The sequence below is a fragment of the Variovorax sp. VRV01 genome (genome assembly GCF_014852545.1).
Lineage (GTDB): Bacteria > Pseudomonadota > Gammaproteobacteria > Burkholderiales > Burkholderiaceae_C > Variovorax > Variovorax beijingensis_A.
Map to the genome: position 1 here is coordinate 84,934 of NZ_JACVBS010000022.1, position 16,715 is coordinate 101,648.

The 16,715-nt window shown below is 68.2% G+C and carries 20 protein-coding genes; 9 read left to right on the forward strand and 11 right to left on the reverse strand.

From position 1 onward, the window contains the following. Positions 1–31 precede the first annotated feature (31 nt). The 3 genes from pnuC to IB278_RS28865 are packed head-to-tail and all read left to right on the forward strand — an operon-like array spanning position 32 to position 2,328. Positions 32–658, forward strand: a complete 627-nt coding sequence (gene pnuC, locus IB278_RS28855) for a nicotinamide riboside transporter PnuC (RefSeq protein ID WP_145747250.1) — start codon at positions 32–34, stop codon at positions 656–658. Then, positions 655–1,359: an AAA family ATPase gene (locus IB278_RS28860; protein WP_145747249.1), complete on the forward strand. Its 705-nt coding sequence runs from the start codon at positions 655–657 to the stop codon at positions 1,357–1,359. Before pnuC ends, IB278_RS28860 begins: the two co-directional genes overlap by 4 nt. A gap of 3 nt (positions 1,360–1,362) precedes the next feature. Beyond that, complete coding sequence (locus tag IB278_RS28865) at positions 1,363–2,328, forward strand: hypothetical protein (protein ID WP_145747248.1); 966 nt, start codon at positions 1,363–1,365, stop codon at positions 2,326–2,328. 48 nt (positions 2,329–2,376) lie between these two features. Here the strand turns inward: IB278_RS28865 and IB278_RS28870 are convergent, their stop codons facing one another. Together IB278_RS28870 and IB278_RS28875 are read right to left on the reverse strand one after the other, a co-directional pair. Further along, the gene (locus IB278_RS28870) at positions 2,377–3,375 is read right to left on the reverse strand and encodes an Hsp33 family molecular chaperone HslO (protein ID WP_145747247.1); all 999 of its coding nucleotides are present in this window, start codon (positions 3,373–3,375) and stop codon (positions 2,377–2,379) included. Between the two features lie 34 nt (positions 3,376–3,409). Then, a complete protein-coding gene (locus IB278_RS28875) occupies positions 3,410–3,934 on the reverse strand; it encodes a gamma carbonic anhydrase family protein (RefSeq protein ID WP_062366495.1) in 525 nt (174 codons plus the stop codon). 37 nt (positions 3,935–3,971) lie between these two features. Between IB278_RS28875 and IB278_RS28880 the strand changes: the two genes are divergently transcribed. Continuing rightward, on the forward strand, positions 3,972–4,787 hold the full coding sequence (locus IB278_RS28880) for a ferritin-like domain-containing protein (protein ID WP_192327234.1): 816 nt from the start codon (positions 3,972–3,974) through the stop codon (positions 4,785–4,787). Positions 4,788–4,796: 9 nt separating this feature from the next. Here the strand turns inward: IB278_RS28880 and IB278_RS28885 are convergent, their stop codons facing one another. The 7 genes from IB278_RS28885 to IB278_RS28915 form a co-directional block, all read right to left on the reverse strand. Further along, positions 4,797–5,273, reverse strand: coding sequence for a MaoC family dehydratase (locus tag IB278_RS28885; protein WP_192327237.1), 477 nt, complete (start codon positions 5,271–5,273; stop codon positions 4,797–4,799). Positions 5,274–5,315: 42 nt separating this feature from the next. After that, the gene (locus IB278_RS28890; RefSeq protein ID WP_145747244.1) at positions 5,316–6,449 is read right to left on the reverse strand and encodes a thiolase family protein; all 1,134 of its coding nucleotides are present in this window, start codon (positions 6,447–6,449) and stop codon (positions 5,316–5,318) included. A 95-nt stretch (positions 6,450–6,544) separates the two neighbouring features. Continuing rightward, entirely contained in the window at positions 6,545–7,135 is a 591-nt protein-coding gene (locus IB278_RS28895) for a TetR/AcrR family transcriptional regulator (protein WP_145747243.1), read from the reverse strand. 44 nt (positions 7,136–7,179) lie between these two features. After that, a complete protein-coding gene (locus IB278_RS28900; RefSeq protein ID WP_192327240.1) occupies positions 7,180–8,151 on the reverse strand; it encodes a Bug family tripartite tricarboxylate transporter substrate binding protein in 972 nt (323 codons plus the stop codon). Positions 8,152–8,174: 23 nt separating this feature from the next. Beyond that, positions 8,175–8,939, reverse strand: coding sequence for a DUF72 domain-containing protein (locus IB278_RS28905; RefSeq protein WP_192327243.1), 765 nt, complete (start codon positions 8,937–8,939; stop codon positions 8,175–8,177). After that, a complete protein-coding gene (gene xerD / locus IB278_RS28910) occupies positions 8,914–9,825 on the reverse strand; it encodes a site-specific tyrosine recombinase XerD (protein ID WP_192327246.1) in 912 nt (303 codons plus the stop codon). The genes IB278_RS28905 and xerD overlap by 26 nt, the downstream gene beginning before the upstream one ends. A gap of 66 nt (positions 9,826–9,891) precedes the next feature. Beyond that, positions 9,892–10,866 carry a tripartite tricarboxylate transporter substrate binding protein BugE gene (locus tag IB278_RS28915; protein WP_145747239.1) on the reverse strand — a complete coding sequence of 325 codons (975 nt, stop codon included), beginning with the start codon at positions 10,864–10,866 and terminating at the stop codon, positions 9,892–9,894. Between the two features lie 107 nt (positions 10,867–10,973). Here IB278_RS28915 and IB278_RS28920 point away from each other — a divergent pair, with 107 nt between their 5' ends. Next, positions 10,974–11,891: an AEC family transporter gene (locus IB278_RS28920; RefSeq protein ID WP_145747238.1), complete on the forward strand. Its 918-nt coding sequence runs from the start codon at positions 10,974–10,976 to the stop codon at positions 11,889–11,891. 6 nt (positions 11,892–11,897) lie between these two features. Here the strand turns inward: IB278_RS28920 and queG are convergent, their stop codons facing one another. Then, complete coding sequence (gene queG / locus IB278_RS28925) at positions 11,898–12,974, reverse strand: tRNA epoxyqueuosine(34) reductase QueG (RefSeq protein ID WP_192327249.1); 1,077 nt, start codon at positions 12,972–12,974, stop codon at positions 11,898–11,900. Here queG and tsaE point away from each other — a divergent pair. From tsaE to IB278_RS28940, 3 genes are all read left to right on the forward strand, one after another. Further along, entirely contained in the window at positions 12,960–13,469 is a 510-nt protein-coding gene (gene tsaE, locus IB278_RS28930) for a tRNA (adenosine(37)-N6)-threonylcarbamoyltransferase complex ATPase subunit type 1 TsaE (RefSeq protein ID WP_192327252.1), read from the forward strand. The genes queG and tsaE overlap by 15 nt on opposite strands. Then, complete coding sequence (locus tag IB278_RS28935; RefSeq protein ID WP_192327255.1) at positions 13,466–15,022, forward strand: N-acetylmuramoyl-L-alanine amidase; 1,557 nt, start codon at positions 13,466–13,468, stop codon at positions 15,020–15,022. Before tsaE ends, IB278_RS28935 begins: the two co-directional genes overlap by 4 nt. A 131-nt stretch (positions 15,023–15,153) precedes the next feature. Continuing rightward, positions 15,154–15,444, forward strand: a complete 291-nt coding sequence (locus IB278_RS28940) for a glycine zipper domain-containing protein (protein WP_225613234.1) — start codon at positions 15,154–15,156, stop codon at positions 15,442–15,444. 57 nt (positions 15,445–15,501) lie between these two features. Here IB278_RS28940 and IB278_RS28945 read toward each other — a convergent pair whose 3' ends face one another. After that, entirely contained in the window at positions 15,502–16,170 is a 669-nt protein-coding gene (locus IB278_RS28945; protein ID WP_012748562.1) for a DedA family protein, read from the reverse strand. 61 nt (positions 16,171–16,231) lie between these two features. Here IB278_RS28945 and IB278_RS28950 point away from each other — a divergent pair. Beyond that, positions 16,232–16,715 (forward strand): dienelactone hydrolase family protein (locus IB278_RS28950; protein WP_192327258.1); only part of this gene is annotated, 484 nt, incomplete at its 3' end.

Here is a 16,715-nt window from a genome sequence, read left to right on the forward strand (position 1 = left end):
TGTTTGCACGGGGCCGACCGCTGGTGCGCTGATGCCCGAGTTCTTCTCGGCCCCCGCATTTGCGCTCTGGGGCTCACCGGTCAGCTGGCTCGAACTCGTGGCCGCGGTGCTGGCGCTCGCGATGGTCGGCTGCAACATGCGCGAGATCCACTGGGGCTGGCCGCTGGCAATCATCAGTTCGCTGCTCTACGTGGCCGTGTTCGCGCAGGCGCGCATCTACGGCGACGCCTCGCTGCAGGTTTTCTTCGCCGTGGTCGCGCTCTGGGGTTGGGCGCAATGGCTGCGCGGCCACCGTGCCGATGGCAGCGCATTGCGGGTCAGCCGGCTTTCGCCGCGCGGCATCGCGCTGGCACTCGCAGCCTGCGCGCTGGCATGGCCCGCGGTCGCCCTCTTCCTGCGCCGCTTCACCGACACCGACGTGCCCTGGTGGGACGGGTTCTCGACCGGGCTCAGCCTCGTCGGCCAATTCCTGCTCGGGCGCAAGTTCATCGAGAACTGGCTGGTGTGGCTGGCGGTGAACGTCGCGAGCGTGGGCCTGTTCATCCACAAGGGCCTGTGGCTCACGGTCGGGCTCTATGCCGTGTTCGCGGTGCTCAGCGTGGCGGGCTTTCTTGCGTGGCGCGCGCGCATGCACGGCCGGGCGGCAGCGCGCGCATGACGCCCACCCTGCCGTCCGGATGCGTGATCGCGCTGCTCGGGGCCGAGAGCACCGGCAAGACCGAACTCGCCGGCGCGCTCGCGCAGCGCCTGCAGGAACGCGGCATTGCCACCACGCTGGTGGGCGAATACCTGCGCGAATGGTGCGAGCGCGAAGGCCGCACGCCGCGCCCTGACGAACAGCAGGCCATCGCGCAGGAGCAGACGCGCCGCATCGAAGCCGCGGCCGTTTCGGGTGTGGTGGTGGTGGCCGACACCACGGCTCTCATGACCGCGGTCTACAGCGAACTGCTGTTCGGCGACACCTCGCTGCACGCCGACGCGCTGGCAGCGCAGGCGCGCTGCGCGATCACCCTGCTGACCGCGCTCGACATCCCGTGGATCGCAGACCCCTTGCGCGATGGCGACCACGCGCGCGAACCCACCGATGCGCTGGTGCGCGCGGCGCTGGCGCGTGCGGGGCTTTCCTTCGCCGTGGTGCATGGCACCGGCAGCGAAAGGCTCTCCAATGCGTGGAACGCCATCAATTCCATCGCCGGCAGCGAAGGCCGGACCCGCGCACGCGGCCGCGCCGAATCGAAACCCGCCTCCTGGTCATGGCCTTGCGAGAAATGCTCCGATCCGGAATGCGAGCATCGGCTTTTTAGCGACCTGATCGGACGCCGCGACGACACGCCTTCAACCCCCAGTTCGGAGACCTGATCGATGTTCCCGCCTCGTTTCTCTCGCCCTTGCGGCTTCCTCCTGGCCGCGCTGCTGGCCACGGCTGCCACGGCCGCGCCCGTCGCGGCCACCGTGGAGAACGCCACCACGGCCACCGCCTGCGCCGAGGAAGACAATGTCTCGCTGGTGCTGCGCGGCGAAGGCATCCGGCGCATGCGCATCGAGGCGCTGCAGCCGGCCTATCTCGACAGCATCGGCAACGACACCACTGCGCCCGATTTCTCGGGCTGCAACTTCGACGGCGGCGCCCATCCCACCGATCCCGCGCACAAGTTCAAGCCGCGCCGCGTGGTGCTGCTCGACGACGCGCAGTGGCGCATCGTCGGCATGACGCTGCCCAGCTTCTGGCGGCCGCAGCAGGTGCCGGTGCGCGTGGGTGCGCGCACGGACCGCGGCTTCCACCTGCTGCAGATCTTCCGCAAGGAAGAAGGCAAGGCGCTCGAAGCGCTGGTGCTCTACCCAGCCGACGGCTATTGGCGCATCAAGCCGCTGCCGCAGGCGCGCTTCGGCGACGGGGTGTATGGCTCGTCGTTCCTGCTCGGCCCGGTCGAACAGGGCAGCCGGCCGGTGGTCGACATCGCGTCGATCCGCATCGTGCCGAAGCCGCTGGCCATCCACCTGCGCTTCGTCGGCGGCGGCAGCGCCGTGGCCAAGGTGTCCGAGATCAGCCGCGAGCGCACCGCGCTCGACGTGACGCTTTCCAAGCCCACGGCCAGCGCGCGGCCCTTTGCCGTGCTGCGCTCGATGTACGTGGCGCCCGACAACGCCGACGTGAGCGAGCTGCGCTGGCAGGAATCGCCCGGGGCCGCGGAACAGGTTCTGCCGCTGCCCGAGGTGAAGACGCTGAACGCCACGCAGGTGCGCTTCGGCCGCAGCCTGCCTTCGCGCCACAACACCAGCGCACCCGACATCGCGTTCAGCGATTTCGACGACAAGGCGCCGCGCTGAGCGAGCGGCCGGCACACCGGCGCGCCGAACCTCGCCCGGCGAAGAGCGTTACTGGACGATCGGGCTGCCCGGAATCTGATCCGTCGGCGGCCTGAAGATCTGCGCTGCATCGACTGCATCGAAGCGGTACTGCTTGCCGCAGAAGTCGCAGCCCACCTCGATGTCGCCGCGCTCGGCCAGGATTTCCTCCGCCTCCTCGACGCCGAGCCCCCGGATCATCTGCGCCACGCGGTCGCGCCCGCAGGTGCACGCGAAGTGCGGGCCCAGCAGGCCCGCCTGCGGCTCGAAGCGCAGCAGCTTTTCTTCCCAGAACAGGCGGCGAAGAATGGTCTCGATGTCGAGCGTGAGCAGTTCGTCGCGCGTGAGGCTCGAGGCGAGGATCGAGATGCGGTTGTAGTCCTCGTTGCGGCCGATCTGGTCCTGGTTGGTCTGGTCGTGGTCCTTGCCGGACGTGCCTTCGAGATTGCCTTCACCCTTCATCGGCAGGCGCTGGATCAGCAGGCCGGCCGCCACCTGGTCGTCGGCCGCGAGCACCAGCGTGGTGTCGAGCTGCTCGCTCTGCAGCATGTAATGCTGCAGCACGTCGCTGAGCCGGCCGAGCTTCTCGCCCTCGTCGTCGAACAGCGGCACCACGCCCTGATAGGGCGTCGTGCCCGGCAGCTTGTCCTTGGGGTCGAGCGTGATGGCGCAGCGGCCCTTGTTGCCGACGTTGACCATCTCGGGCAGGCGCGCATCGGCCGGCAGGTCGCCGATCACCTTGGCGGTGGCGCGCAGGCTCAGGTCGGGCTTGGCCTCGGCTACGGCCACCTTGACCGGGCCGTCGCCGAAGATCTGCAGGATCAGCGCACCGTTGAACTTGATGTTGGCCTGCATCAGCGTGGCCGCGGCCGTCATCTCGCCGAGCAGTTCGGCCACCGGCGGCGGGTAGGCGCCGGTGGCGGTGTTGGAGGCGCGCCGCGCCAGGATTTCCTGCCACGCATCTGTCAGGCGCACGATCATGCCGCGCACCGGCAGGCCATCGAACAGGAATTTGTGCAGCTCGCTCAAAACGGATTCTTCTTTCTGTTGGGCCTGCGCAGTGTCAGGCGATTTTCTTCAAGCCCTTCGCATAGCGAATGGCATTTGCTACGTAATGGTCGGAGCCGTGCCGCAGTCGGGCAGCGTCTTCGTCGCTGATCGTGCGCATCACCTTGGCGGGCGAGCCGAAGATCAGGGAATTGTCGGGAAACTCCTTGCCCTCGGTCACGACGCTGCCGGCGCCAACAATCGAATTGCGGCCGATCTTCGCGTTATTCAAGACCACGGCCTGGATGCCGATCAGCGAGTTGTCGCCGATGGTGCAGCCATGCAGCATGACCTGGTGGCCGATGGTGACGTTCTCGCCGATGGTGAGCGGGCTGCCGGGGTCGGAATGCAGCATCGACATGTCCTGCACGTTGCTGTTGCGCCCGATGGTCATCTTCTCGTTGTCGCCGCGCAGCACCGCGCCGAACCAGATGCTCGCGTTGTCGCCCAACTGCACGTTGCCGATCACCTCCGCGCTGTCGGCGACCCATGCACCGGTGCCGAGTTGCGGCGCAACGCCGTCGAGTTCATAGAGGGCCATCGTGGAGTCTCCGGGGGCAAAACCTAGAATTGTAGGGATGCACCCCCGATTGAGCGCGCTGGCCGCGCTGCGACTCACCGACCCTGAACAGAAGGTGGCCGCAACGCGCGCCACCGCTGCCCTCGCCGCTACCGATTCCATAGCAACCGACCCTCTGCGCGTCGTGGGCGATGACATCGGCGTGCCGGGCCGCCCCGAACGGCCGCTGCGCGTGGCCGCCACCGCCGTGCAAAAGCGCTCGCCTTTCACGCCCGAAGGCCGCGCCGCGCTGATCCATTCGATCTGCCACATCGAGTTCAACGCCATCAACCTCGCGCTCGACGCCGTCTGGCGCTACGACGGCATGCCCGAGGCCTACTACCGCGACTGGCTGCGCGTGGCCGACGAGGAAGCGCAGCACTTCACGCTGCTGCATGCGCACCTGCAAGACATGGGCTGGCGCTACGGTGACTTCCCGGGCCACGACGGGCTCTGGAGCATGTGCGAGAAGACGAAAGACGACGTGCTCGCGCGCATGGCGCTGGTGCCGCGCACGCTCGAAGCGCGCGGGCTCGACGCCACGCCGCTCATCCAGGCCAAGCTCAGGCGCGTCGACACGCCCGATGCGCTGCGCGCGGTCGAGATCCTCGACATCATCCTGCGCGACGAGGTGGGCCATGTGGCCATCGGCAATCGCTGGTACCGCTGGCTCTGCGAGCGCGCGGGCCGCGACCCCGAGACGACCTATCCCGAACTCGTGGCGCGCTACGAAGCGCCGCGCCTGAAGCCACCCTTCAACCTCGAAGCCCGCGGCCGGGCGGGCTTCAGTGCCGAGGAGCTGCGCGCGCTCTCGGCCGCCGCCGCCAAGGACTGAACGGGAGGCCTACGCGGGCCTGGCGTGCACCACCAGCTTGGGCGTGAAGTACTGGAGCACCTCGCCGCGCTGGTTGAGCGTGCGGCAGCGCATCGTCACCATCGCGCGGCCGGGCTTGGAGCGCGAGGGCGTGATGTCCAGCACCTCGCTCACCACGTGCAGCACGTCGCCGGGCCGCGTCGGCTTGGGCCACTGCAGTTCGCCGCCCGAGCCGATGATGCCTTCGGCCAGCGGAATGCCGCTTTCCACCATCAGCTTCATGGTGAGCGCCGCCGTGTGCCAGCCGCTGGCCGCAAGGCCGCCGAAGAAGGTGTCCTTCGCGGCCTCTTCGTCGGTGTGGAAAGGCTGCGGATCGAACTGCGATGCAAAGGCCTTGATCTGCGCCGCGTCCAGCGCGTGTTCGCCGCTCTGGAAGCGGTCGCCGACCGACAGGTCTTCGAGATACAGCGCGCGCTTGGCGCCCGTGTCGTCAGGGAGTGCCGCCATGGGAGTTCCTTGTAGTGCCTGCGCGCATTCTCGAACAAGCGCTCAGACGCGCTCGAGAATCGTGGCAATGCCCTGCCCGCCCCCGATGCATTGCGTGGCCAGCGCATAGCGGCCCTTCTCGCGCGCGAGCAGCGACGCCGCCTTGCCCGTGATGCGCGCACCGGTCGCGCCCAGCGGGTGGCCGATGGCAAGGCCGCCGCCGTCGAGATTGATCTTGGCCGCATCGAGGCCGAGATCGCGGATGCAGGCCAGCGCCTGCGACGAGAAGGCCTCGTTCAGTTCGATCACGTCGAGGTCGGCGGCCCCGAGCCCGGCGCGCGCCAGCGCCTTGCGCGTTGCGGGAATCGGGCCGATGCCCATGACGGCCGGATCGACGCCCACGGTCGCGAACGACCGGATGCGCGCCAGCGGCTGCAGGCCGTGCTTCGCGGCGAAGGCATCGCTGGTCACGAGCACGGCGGCGGCGCCGTCGGTGAGCGGCGAAGAGGTGCCGGCCGTCACCACGCCATCGGCACGGAACGCCGGCTTGAGGCCCGCCAGCGCCTCGGCCGAGGTGGCCGGGCGGATGCAGCCATCGACATCGACCACCTCGCCCGAAGCCAGGCGCACCGGCACGATCTCGCCCGCCAGGCGCCCTTGCGCGCGCGCGGCGGCGGCCTTGCGGTGCGACTCGACGGCGAAGGCCTCCTGGTCGGCACGGCTCACGTTCCAGCGCTGCGCGACGTTCTCGGCGGTGTCACCCATCGAGATGTAGGCATCGGTGCTTTCCTTCAGCTCCGGGTTCGGCGAGAAGTTGAAGCCGCCCTGCGGCACCATCGTCATCGACTCCACGCCCACGCACAGGAAGGCCTCGCCCATGCCCGCCTCGATCTGCGCCGCGGCAATGTGCACCGCCTGCATCGACGAGCCGCAGAAGCGGTTCACCGTCATGCCGCCCACCTCGTGCGGCAGGCCGGCCAACAGGCCGACGATGCGCGCGAGGTTGTTGCCCTGCGAGGCCTCGGGGTAGGCGCAGCCCAGGATGATGTCTTCGAGCAGCGCGGGATCGAGGTCGGTGCGCTGCAGCAGGCCGCGAACCACGCCGGCGGCCAGCGTGTCGGGGCGCACCTCGGCGAGCACGCCCTTCTTCGCGAAGTGGAAAGGCGAGCGCGCATAGGCGGAAATGACGGCTTTCATGGGAACACTCCTTGATCAAAACCCTACCATCCAATCGGTAGGCAATGAGGTCAAAAAATAGGCACGCGCTGCGTGCCCGCGATGCCGCCCGGCGATCAGCCAGGCAATGAACTCCTGAGCTGCGCAATGGCCTCGTCGAAGTCCTCGACGCGTCCCGTCATGCGCGATGCGAGCAGCGCGCCCTGGCACACCGCAAACACATAGGCCGCCTGCGATGCAAGCGATGCACCCTTCTTCTGCCGGGTCGGCGCCAGCGTGCCCAGCACGCCGGTGAGCCACAACACCTGCGTGTTGCGCAGTTCCTGCACGGCCTGGCGCAGTTCCTTGTCGATGCAGTCCCAGCCGGGCGTCAGTGCCCCCGCGGGACACATGCCCGAGCCCGCCTTGAGCGTGTCGCGGTACATGCGGAAATAGGATTCGAGCGCGTCCTTCGGCGTGCGCACCCGCACCGCGTCCCAGTCCTTGAAGAGCTGCGTGGCCTGGCGGATCACCGCGATGCCGAGCGCTTCCTTGGTCGGAAAGTGGTGGTACAGGCTCGCCTTGCGGATGCCGACCGCATCGGCCACGTCCTGGAAACTGAAACCCAGGTAGGAGCGCGTTTCGATCAGGTGCCGCGCCACCCCGAGGATCTGCTCCCGGGTGCTGCCGGCGGCGAGTGCAGTCGAGGAGGCGATGGCGCTGCTCATCTACCTACTATAAGGTAGGGAAATTGAGCGCGCAAGCCGCAGGGTCAATCGGCCTTGATGTTCGCGGCCTTCACGATGCGCGCATTGCCTTCGAACTCCGAGGCGATCTCCGCGGCGAAGGCCGAGGGGCTGCCTCCGGTCGGCACGTTGTCGGTGGCCGTGAGCTTGGCGCGCAGCTCGGGGCTGGCCAGGGCCTTGTTGATCTCGGCGTTGTACTTCTCGATCAATATGGGCGGCGTGGCCGCGGGCGCAAAGACGCCGAACACCGAATTGATGTTCGCCGCCTTGAAGCCCAGCTCGCCCAGCGTGGGCACCTGCGGCAGGCTCTCGAGCCGCGCCGGCGCACCCACGGCCAGCGGACGCAGCTTGCTCGACCGGATGTGCGAAGTGAGCGTGGGGCTCGCGTTGCTCGAGAGAATCTCGAACTGGCCGCCAAGCGCATCATTGAGTTGCTGGCCGCCGCCCTTGTAGGGCACGTGCGTGATGTCCACGCCCGCGGCCGCCTTCACCTGCTCGAGCACGATGTGGCCGAGCGATGCCGGCCCCGAGGTGGCCCAGCGCACCGCGCCGGGCTGTGCCTTGGCATCGGCGATCAGCGCGCGGAAGTCGCGCGCCCTGCTGGCCGGCGTGGCGATCAACAACACCGGCGAATACATCACGCTCGCCACCGGTGCGATGTCCTTCAGCGGATCGAAAGGCAGCTTGCCGAGGTGCGGACTCAGCACCAGCGGGCTGATGGCCGAGAAGCCCAGCGTGGCACCGTCGGGTGCCGCCTTGGCGACGGCATCCATGCCGATGGCGCCACTGGCGCCGGCGCGGTTGTCGACCACCACCGTGGTGCCCATCTGCGCGGCGAGCCTGTCGCCGAGCGCACGCGCGACCACGTCGCTGACGCCGCCTGCGGGATACGCCACGATGAGGCGGATGGTCTTGGGAACGGCCTGGGCCTGGGCCACGGCGGCAGTGCAGAGCGTCGCGGCGGCGAAGAGCCACGAAGGCTTGAACGGAAAATACATGATCTCGAAAAAAGCTGAACGGATCAGCCATTCTGAACCAGGCGCGCGAGCGTCATCGCATTGCCCACCGCCGCGCCGCCCGCGGTGTTGTCGAGGATGCACCAGCACGCGGCGCCCTCCTCCCGCGCTTGCATCAAGCGCTGTGCGAGCCGCGCGAGCAGCGCATTGTCGTAGGCCGACCAGTAGCGCCGCGGCGATCCGTGCAGCCGCAGATAGACGAGGCCGGGCCATCCGCCGGGCGCGGCCGCTTCGTCGAACAGCACCGGATCGGCCAGCACCCGCCCGATGCGCCAGCGCGCCAGCAGCGACTCTGCCGCGGGCACGAACCAGCTGCGGTGCCGCGGCTCCAGCGCCACCGCCCCGCCGTGCCTTCGCCGCAGGTCGGCAAGGAACCGGCGGACCACGCGCTCGTCGAAGACCAGGCTCGGCGGCAGCTGCACGACCAGGCAGCCGAGCCTCTCGGCCAGCCCCATGGCCTGCGCCAGGAATTCATCGAAGGCCGGCATTGCGCCGGCCAGCCGCCGTTCATGCGTGATGGCCTTGGGCAGCTTGACCGCGAAGCGGAAGTCCGGGGGCGTGCTCGCGGCCCAGCGCGCGTAGGTCTCGCGCCGATGCGGGCGGTAGAACGAGGTGTCGATCTCGGCCGCGCCAAAGCGCTGTGCATAACGCTGCAGGTGCGAGCCCTCGGGCGGGAACTCGCTCCACAGCGCGCGCGGCAGGCTCCAGCCCGCGCAACCGATGCGCAGCGATGCGGACAGCGGCTCAGCCGCGTGGATGGTGTGCGGCATGCAGTTGCTTGAGCCGTTCGCGCGCCACGTGGGTGTAGATGGTGGTCGTGGAAATGTCGGCATGGCCGAGCAGCAGCTGCACCGCGCGCAGGTCCACGCCGTGGTTCAGCAGGTGCGTGGCGAAGGCATGGCGCAGCGTGTGCGGCGACAGCGGCACGTGGATGCCGGCCGCGGCGGCCTGCTTCTTCACGATGATCCAGAACATCACGCGCGTCATGCCCGCGCCGCGCGCGGTCACGAACAGGTCGGGCGTCTGCTGCCCATCGAGGATGGCGGGGCGCGACTCTTCCAGGTAGCGCTCGATCCAGCGCCGCGCCTCGCCGCCGAAGGGCACGAGGCGCTCCTTGCTGCCCTTGCCGAGCACGCGCAGCACGCCGTCGTTCAAACTCATGTCGATGACCTTGAGCGCCACCAGCTCGCTCACGCGCAGGCCGCTCGCATACATCAGCTCGAGCATCGCGCGGTCGCGCAGGCCGAGCGGGGTTTCCACGTCGGGTGCGGCCAGCAGGTCGTCCACCTGTTTTTCCGACAACGTCTTGATGGCCCGCGGCATCTGCCGCGCGGGCGCAAGCCGGATGCTCGGATCGGCCGCGATGCGGCGCTCGCGCAGCGCCCAACGGTAGTAGCGCTTGAACACCGTGAGCCGCCGATTGGCCGAGGTGGCCTTGCCCTTGGTCGACAGGCGCGCACCCATGTAGGCCTGCAGGTCGGACTCCTGCGCCGTATCGAGCGCGCCGCCGCTGCGCTGTCTGCCAAGCCACTGCGCGAACAGCGCGAGGTCGCGGCGGTAGGCGGCCAGCGTGTTCTTCGACAGCCCGTCCTCGAGCCAGAGGGCATCGATGAAGTCGTCGATCTCGGGGGTTTGTGTGGCGGCGGCCTCGGTCATGCGCTGCAAGATAACAAAAAGAAAAGCCGCCCGTGGCGCGGGCGGCTTCGGCAGGGTTGGCGAGGCTCAGTCCAGCTTGAGCTTCTGCTTGGCGACGACCTGCTTGTAGACCTCGTATTCGGCCTTGATCTGCGCGGCGAACTGCTCGGGCGTGTTGGCCACGATCAGCGAACCCGTGTCTTCGATGCGCTTCTTCACGGCCGGGTCTTCCACCGCCTTCTTCACGCCGGCGCTGATCTTGTCGACCACTTCCTTCGGCAGGCCCTTGGGGCCGAGGATGCCGTAGTACGCCATGCGGTTGACCGGCTCGAGCCCTACTTCCTTGAAGGTCGGCACGTTGGGCAGCGCGGCCAGGCGCTGCGGCGCCGACACCACGATGGGCACCAGCCGGCCGCTCTGGATGAAAGGCATGGCCGAGGGGATGTTGTCGAACATGATCGGCACCTGGCCGGCCACCACGTCGTTGAGCGCAGGGCCCGCGCCGCGGTAGGGAATGTGCGTGACGAAGGTGTTGGTGAGGCTCTTGTAGAGCTCCATCAGCAGGTGGCCGATGCCGCCCGTGCCCGACGAGGCATACGAGTACTTGCCGGGGTTCTTCTTGAGCTCGGCCACGAACTCCGCGTAGTTCTTGGCCGGGAAGCTCGGGTTGACCGCAATGATGTTGGGTGTGGCCGCGATGTTGATGATCGGCGTGAAGTCGTTGATCGGGTCGTACGGCACCTTGGGGTTGATGGCCGGGTTGGCGGCCGTGCTCGATACCGTGGCCACGCCCAGCTTGTAGCCGTCGGGCGTGGCGCGCGCCGTTTCGGCCGCGCCCACGATGCCGCCGCCGCCCGCGCGGTTGATCACCACCACCGGCTGGCCCAGCACCTTGCCGAGCGGGTCGGAAATCACGCGCGCCACGATGTCGGTCGTGCCGCCCGGAGCAAAGGGCACGCTCAGTTCGACCGGCTTGTTCGGGTAGCCCTGCGCGAAGCTCTGGCCCGCAGCCGCGACCAGCGCGGCGGCTCCCACCATGGCGCCCCATTGACGACGTTGCATCTATAACTCCTTGATTGACTGATTGATTGTCGAAAAACCAAAGCCCCGGATGCTAGCGGCTTCGCACCTCGCCGGTGCTGTGGATTACCCATGGTCCGCCGCGGTTTATGCTCGAGGCGGTGAACTTCGCACAGCTGCTCTTTCCGGATTTTTCGCTCATTGCCATCGGCTGGCTGCTTTGCCGCTACACGGCGCTCGACCGCCGCGTCTGGGACCAGGTCGAAAGCCTGGTCTACTACTTTCTATTTCCGGTGCTGCTGTTCCACTCCATCGTGCGCAGCCCGCTCGATTTTGCCGCCACCTCGAGCCTGCTCACTGCGGGCGTGGGCATCGGCCTCAGCGGCATCGCGATGGCCTACGCGCTGCCCCATGTGCCCGGCCTGCGCTCTCACATCGACCGCCGCGACCATGCGGCCAGCGCGCAGATCGGGTTCCGCTTCAACTCCTTCATCTGCCTTGCGCTCGCCGAGCGGCTGGCCGGTGCGCAGGGCCTGTTGCTGATCGCGGTGCTGATCGGCGTGTGCGTGCCGATGTTCAACATCGCGGCCGTCTGGCCGATGGCGCGGCATGCGCAGAGCGGCTTCGCGCGACAGCTGGTGCGCAATCCGCTGATCGTCGCCACGCTGGCCGGTCTGCTGGCCAACGTGCTGGGCTTCACCGTTCCGAACTGGGCCACGCCCACGCTCGCGCGCATCGGCGCCGCATCGCTCGCGCTCGGCCTGCTGGCCGCCGGCGCGGGCATGCAGTTCGCGAGCCTGGGGCGCGGCAAGGTGCTTGCGGTGTCGGTGCTGTCCATACGGCACCTGCTGCTGCCGCTGGTGGCGTGGGGCCTGTCTCTCGCGCTGCGGCTGGACGCAACACAGGCCGCCGTGCTGATGGCGTTTTCCGCCGTGCCCACGGCCTCGAGCGCCTATGTGCTGGCGGCGCGCATGGGCTACAACGGTCCGTACGTGGCGGGTCTCGTGACCCTGTCCACGCTGCTGGGCGTGGCGAGCCTGCCGTTTGCGCTGGCGCTGCCGCGCTGAGTTGGTTCAGCGCCCGGGGCGCTGCGCCAGCGCCCACGCCACGTGCTCGCGCACCAGTTCGCTCGGGTCCGATGCCCGCGTGGCCAGTGCCTCTGCGGCGCCGCTCTCGCCCGCGCGCAGTGCGTTTCCGAGGGCCACGGCGATGTTGCGCAGCCAGCGTTCATGCCCGATGCGGCGGATCGGGCTGCCCTCGGTGAAGCGCAGGAAATCTTCCTCGCTCCAGGCAAAGAGCGCGGCCAGCGACTGGCCGGTCAGCCCTTCGCGCGCATCGAAGTCGGGCAGCGCGCTCTTCTTCGCGAACTTGTTCCAGGGGCAGATCAGCTGGCAGTCGTCGCAGCCGTAGATGCGGTTGCCCATCAGGGGCCGAAGCTCCAGCGGGATCGGGCCGCCGTGCTCGATGGTGAGATACGAAATGCAGCGCCGCGCATCGAGCCGGTATGGCGCGACGATGGCCTTTGTCGGGCACACGTCGATGCAGGCGCTGCAACTGCCGCAGTGCGCGCTGACCGGCTCGCTCTCGGGCAGCGCCATGTCGACGTAGATCTCGCCCAGGAAGAACATCGAGCCCGCGCTGCGGTCCAGCACCAGCGTGTGCTTGCCGCGCCAGCCCTGGCCGCTGCGCGAGGCAAGCTCGGCTTCGAGCACCGGCGCCGAATCGGTGAAGGCGCGATGGCCGAACGGGCCCACTTCCTCGGCGATGCGCGCAGCCAGTTTGGCCAGCCGCGCACGCATCACCTTGTGATAGTCGCGGCCGCGCGCATAGACCGAGACGATGGCTTCGCCGGGGCGCGCGAGGCGATCGAACTCCACGGCCTGCCAGTCACCCGGCGGCGTGCCGCGCGGCAGGTAGTCCATGCGCGCCGTGATGACGCTCACCGTGCCCGGCACCAGCTCGGCCGGCCTGGCGCGGCGCGTGCCGTGCGTTGCCATGTATTTCATCTCGCCATGGAACCCATGGGCCAGCCATTGCATCAGACCTTCCTCGGCGCTCGATAAATCGACGCCCGCGATTCCGATTTGGGAGAATCCGAGTTCCCGGGCCAATGCCTGAATACGAGCAACGAGTGGATGGCTGACGATCACTTGCCGATTGTAGAAACGCCGAAGAATGCCGGCCGCACGCTGCACTGGCGCAGCGAGGACGACACCGGCGCCTTCGCGCGCGCGCTGGCGGCCTCGCCCGCGCTGCGCGATGCCTTCATCGCGCTGCACGGCGACCTCGGCGCCGGCAAGACCACCTTCGTGCGGCACCTGCTGCGCGCGCTCGGCATCGAGGGCCGCATCAAGAGCCCGACCTATGCCGTGGTCGAGCCGCACGAAGCGCCCGACGGCCTTGCCATCTTCCATTTCGACTTCTACCGCTTCAACGATCCGCGCGAGTGGGACGACGCCGGCTTCCGTGACATTTTCGCGGGACCGGGCCTCAAGCTCGCGGAGTGGCCAGAAAACGCTGCCGGCCGCACACCAATTGCCGACCTCGCTATTAAAATAGAAGCAATGACAGACGACACACGCAGCGTGACCCTCCTGGCGAACACTCCCCGCGGCAGCGACCTGCTGACGCAGCTCGGCGCATGAAGGCCAGCGGCCTCAAACGGCGTGTGCTGCTGCAGGGCGGCAGCATCGCGCTGATGCTCGGCGTGCACCAGATCGCGCGCGGCGCCACCATCCTCGCGGTGCGCGTGTGGCCCGCGGCCGACTACACGCGCGTGACCATCGAATCCGACGCGCGGCTGCATTCGCAACAGCTGGTCGTGGGCAGTCCGCCGCGGCTGGCGGTGGACATCGAAGGCATCGACCTCAACCCCGAGCTGCGCGACCTGGTCGGCAAGATCAAGCCGGGCGACCCGTACATCAACGGCCTGCGCGTCGGCCAGAACGCACCCAAGGTGGTGCGCATCGTGTTCGATCTCAAGCAGGCCGTGGTGCCGCAGGTGTTCTCGCTGGCGCCCATTGCCGCGTACAAGCACCGGCTGGTGCTCGACCTCTACCCCGAAAAAGCCATCGACCCGATGGAAGCGCTGATCACCGAGCGCCTGCGCGAAGCACCGCGCGGCAGCAGCTCCGGCGGCAACAACGGTGCCGTGGCGAGCGCGCCCGCGGTGCCGCCGCCGGCCGCGCCCTCCTCGGGCCTCGCACCCGACGGCGGGCCACCGATCCTCGTGCGGCCTTCGCCCAGCGTGCCCGCGCCGCGCCCTGTGCCCGACAGCATCGCACCATCTCCGGCCCGCCCGCCGGCCACGGCGGCCGGGCCCGCACCCGACCCGCTGGGCGAGCTGATGGCGCAGCAGTCGACGCGGCCCGGCCCCGTCGTGCCGCCCGCACCGCCCATTGCGGCTGCCGTACCTGCGGCACCTCCCGCGCCCGTCGCGTCCGCGCGCAGCGGCGCCACCGCAAGTCGCACCGACCGCATCATCATCGTGGCGCTCGATCCCGGCCACGGCGGCGAAGATCCGGGCGCCATCGGCCCCAACGGCACGCGCGAAAAAGACATCGTGCTGCAGATCGCGCACCGCCTGCGCGACCGCATCAACGCCAGCAGCGTCAACGGCAACCCGATGCGCGCGTTTCTCACGCGTGACGCCGATTTTTTTGTGCCGCTGGGTGTGCGCGTGCAGAAGGCGCGGCGCGTGCAGGCCGACCTCTTCGTGAGCATCCACGCCGATGCGTTCACCACGCCCGCCGCGCGCGGCGCGAGCGTCTTTGCGCTCAGCCAGAGCGGTGCCTCGAGCAGCGCCGCGCGCTGGCTCGCCAACAAGGAAAACGAAGCCGACAAAGTGGGCGGCGTGAACGTCGGCAACCATGAAGTGCAGGTGCAGCGCGCGCTGCTCGACATGAGCACCACGGCGCAGATCAACGACAGCCTCAAGCTCGGCGGCGCCATGCTCGGCGAGATCCGCGGCATCGGTGCCCGGCTGCACAAGCCCGCGGTCGAGCAGGCCGGCTTCGCGGTGCTCAAGGCGCCCGACATTCCCAGTGTGCTGGTCGAAACGGCATTCATCAGCAACCCCGAAGAAGAAGCGAACCTGCGCAGCGTCAGCTACCAGGAGAGCCTTTCCGATGCGCTGATGCGCGGCATCCAGCGCTACTTTGCGCAGAACCCGCCGCTCGCGCGCAGCCGCCAGCTCTAGGCTCGCTCGCCCTGCTGTCCCACGCCGAGCGGCCCGTGGCAACGCACAGCCAGGCGCGGCAGGCTCCTACACGGCGGGGTGGTGCCTTTTGTCCATCATGGCTGCATCACTCTAGAAAGGTGGACACCATGATGATGAAGGCACGAATCTGGATGACCGCGGCAGCGGCAACCGCGGTCATGGCGCTGGCGGGTTGCGCATCCGGTCCCAACCAGAACCTGGGCACCGGCATTGGCGCGCTTGGCGGTGCGGCGGTGGGCCACGCCATCGGCGGCAACACCGGCAGCACGCTGGGTGGTGCAGCCATTGGTGGTGTGATCGGCAATCAAGTGGGTCGCAGTGTGGACGAACGCAACTACTACGAGAGCCAGCGCGCTTATCCGCCGAGCGGCTATTACCCCTACAACGGGCCGAGATACTGATCCGATTCCACTCTCATCGGAGCGCGCCACGGGCGCGCTTTTTTTTTCCGGTACCGATCAAGCCTTCGAAGGCAATTGCGCGCGCGCCTTCTCTGCGCGCGATGCACGCCAGGCACCGAAGATCGCGATCAGGCCCGGCACGAAGATCAGCGCCCAGATGATCTTGTCCAGATGCTCGCGCACGAACGGCAGGTTGCCGAAGAAGTAGCCCGCCGTCGCGATGCCCAGCACCCAGATCAGCCCGCCCACCACATTGAACATGGTGAACTTCGCGCGGCTCATCTCCGCCACGCCGGCCACGAAGGGTGCGAAGGTGCGAATGAAGGGCATGAAGCGCGCAAGGATGATCGTGATGCCGCCATAGCGCTCGTAGAACGCGTGGGCCTGGTCGAAGGCCTTGCGGTTGAAGAAGCGCGAGTCCTCCCACTTGAAGACCTTGGGCCCGAAGTAGCGGCCGATGCTGTAGTTGCACTGATCGCCCAGGATGGCCGCGGCAATGAGCACCGCGCAAGCCAGCGGAAAGCTCATGAGCCCCACGCCGCACAGAGCGCCCACGATGAACAGCAGCGAATCGCCGGGCAGGAAGGGCATCACCACCGCGCCGGTCTCCACGAACACGATCAGGAAGAGCAGCGCATAGACCCAGGGGCCGTAGGCCACGACGAAGGCCTCGAGGTGTTTGTCGACGTGCAGGATGAAGTCGACGAGAAAGCTGATGATTTCCATGGTCGCGGATTATCCTTGCTGCGCGCCGCATGGCGTCCCATGACGAATTCGGAGATCCAACATGACAGGTCGATACATCCAGATCGAGGCCACCGACGGCAGCGGCACGTTTCGCGGCTACCTGGCCTTGCCACGCTCGGGCAGCGGCCCCGGCCTCGTGATTGCGCAGGAGATCTTCGGCATCAACCACACGATGCGCGAGGTGGCCGACTACTACGCCGAGGAAGGTTACGTGACGCTCGTGCCCGACCTGTTCTGGCGCCAGCAGCCCGACGTGGAGCTCGGCTACAGCGAGGCCGACTGGCAGCGCGCCTTCGGCTTCTACCAGGGCTTCGACGAGGCCAAGGGCATGGAAGACATGCAGGCCTCCATCAGCGCGCTGCGTGCCCGGCCCGAAGTGAGCGGCGCCAAGGTCGGCGTGCTCGGCTTCTGCCTGGGCGGCAAGCTGGCCTACCTGGCGGCCTGCCGCACCGACGCGGACGTGTCGGTGGGCTACTACGGCGTGGGCATCGAGGCCGCACTCGACGAGGCCGACCAGATCAAGC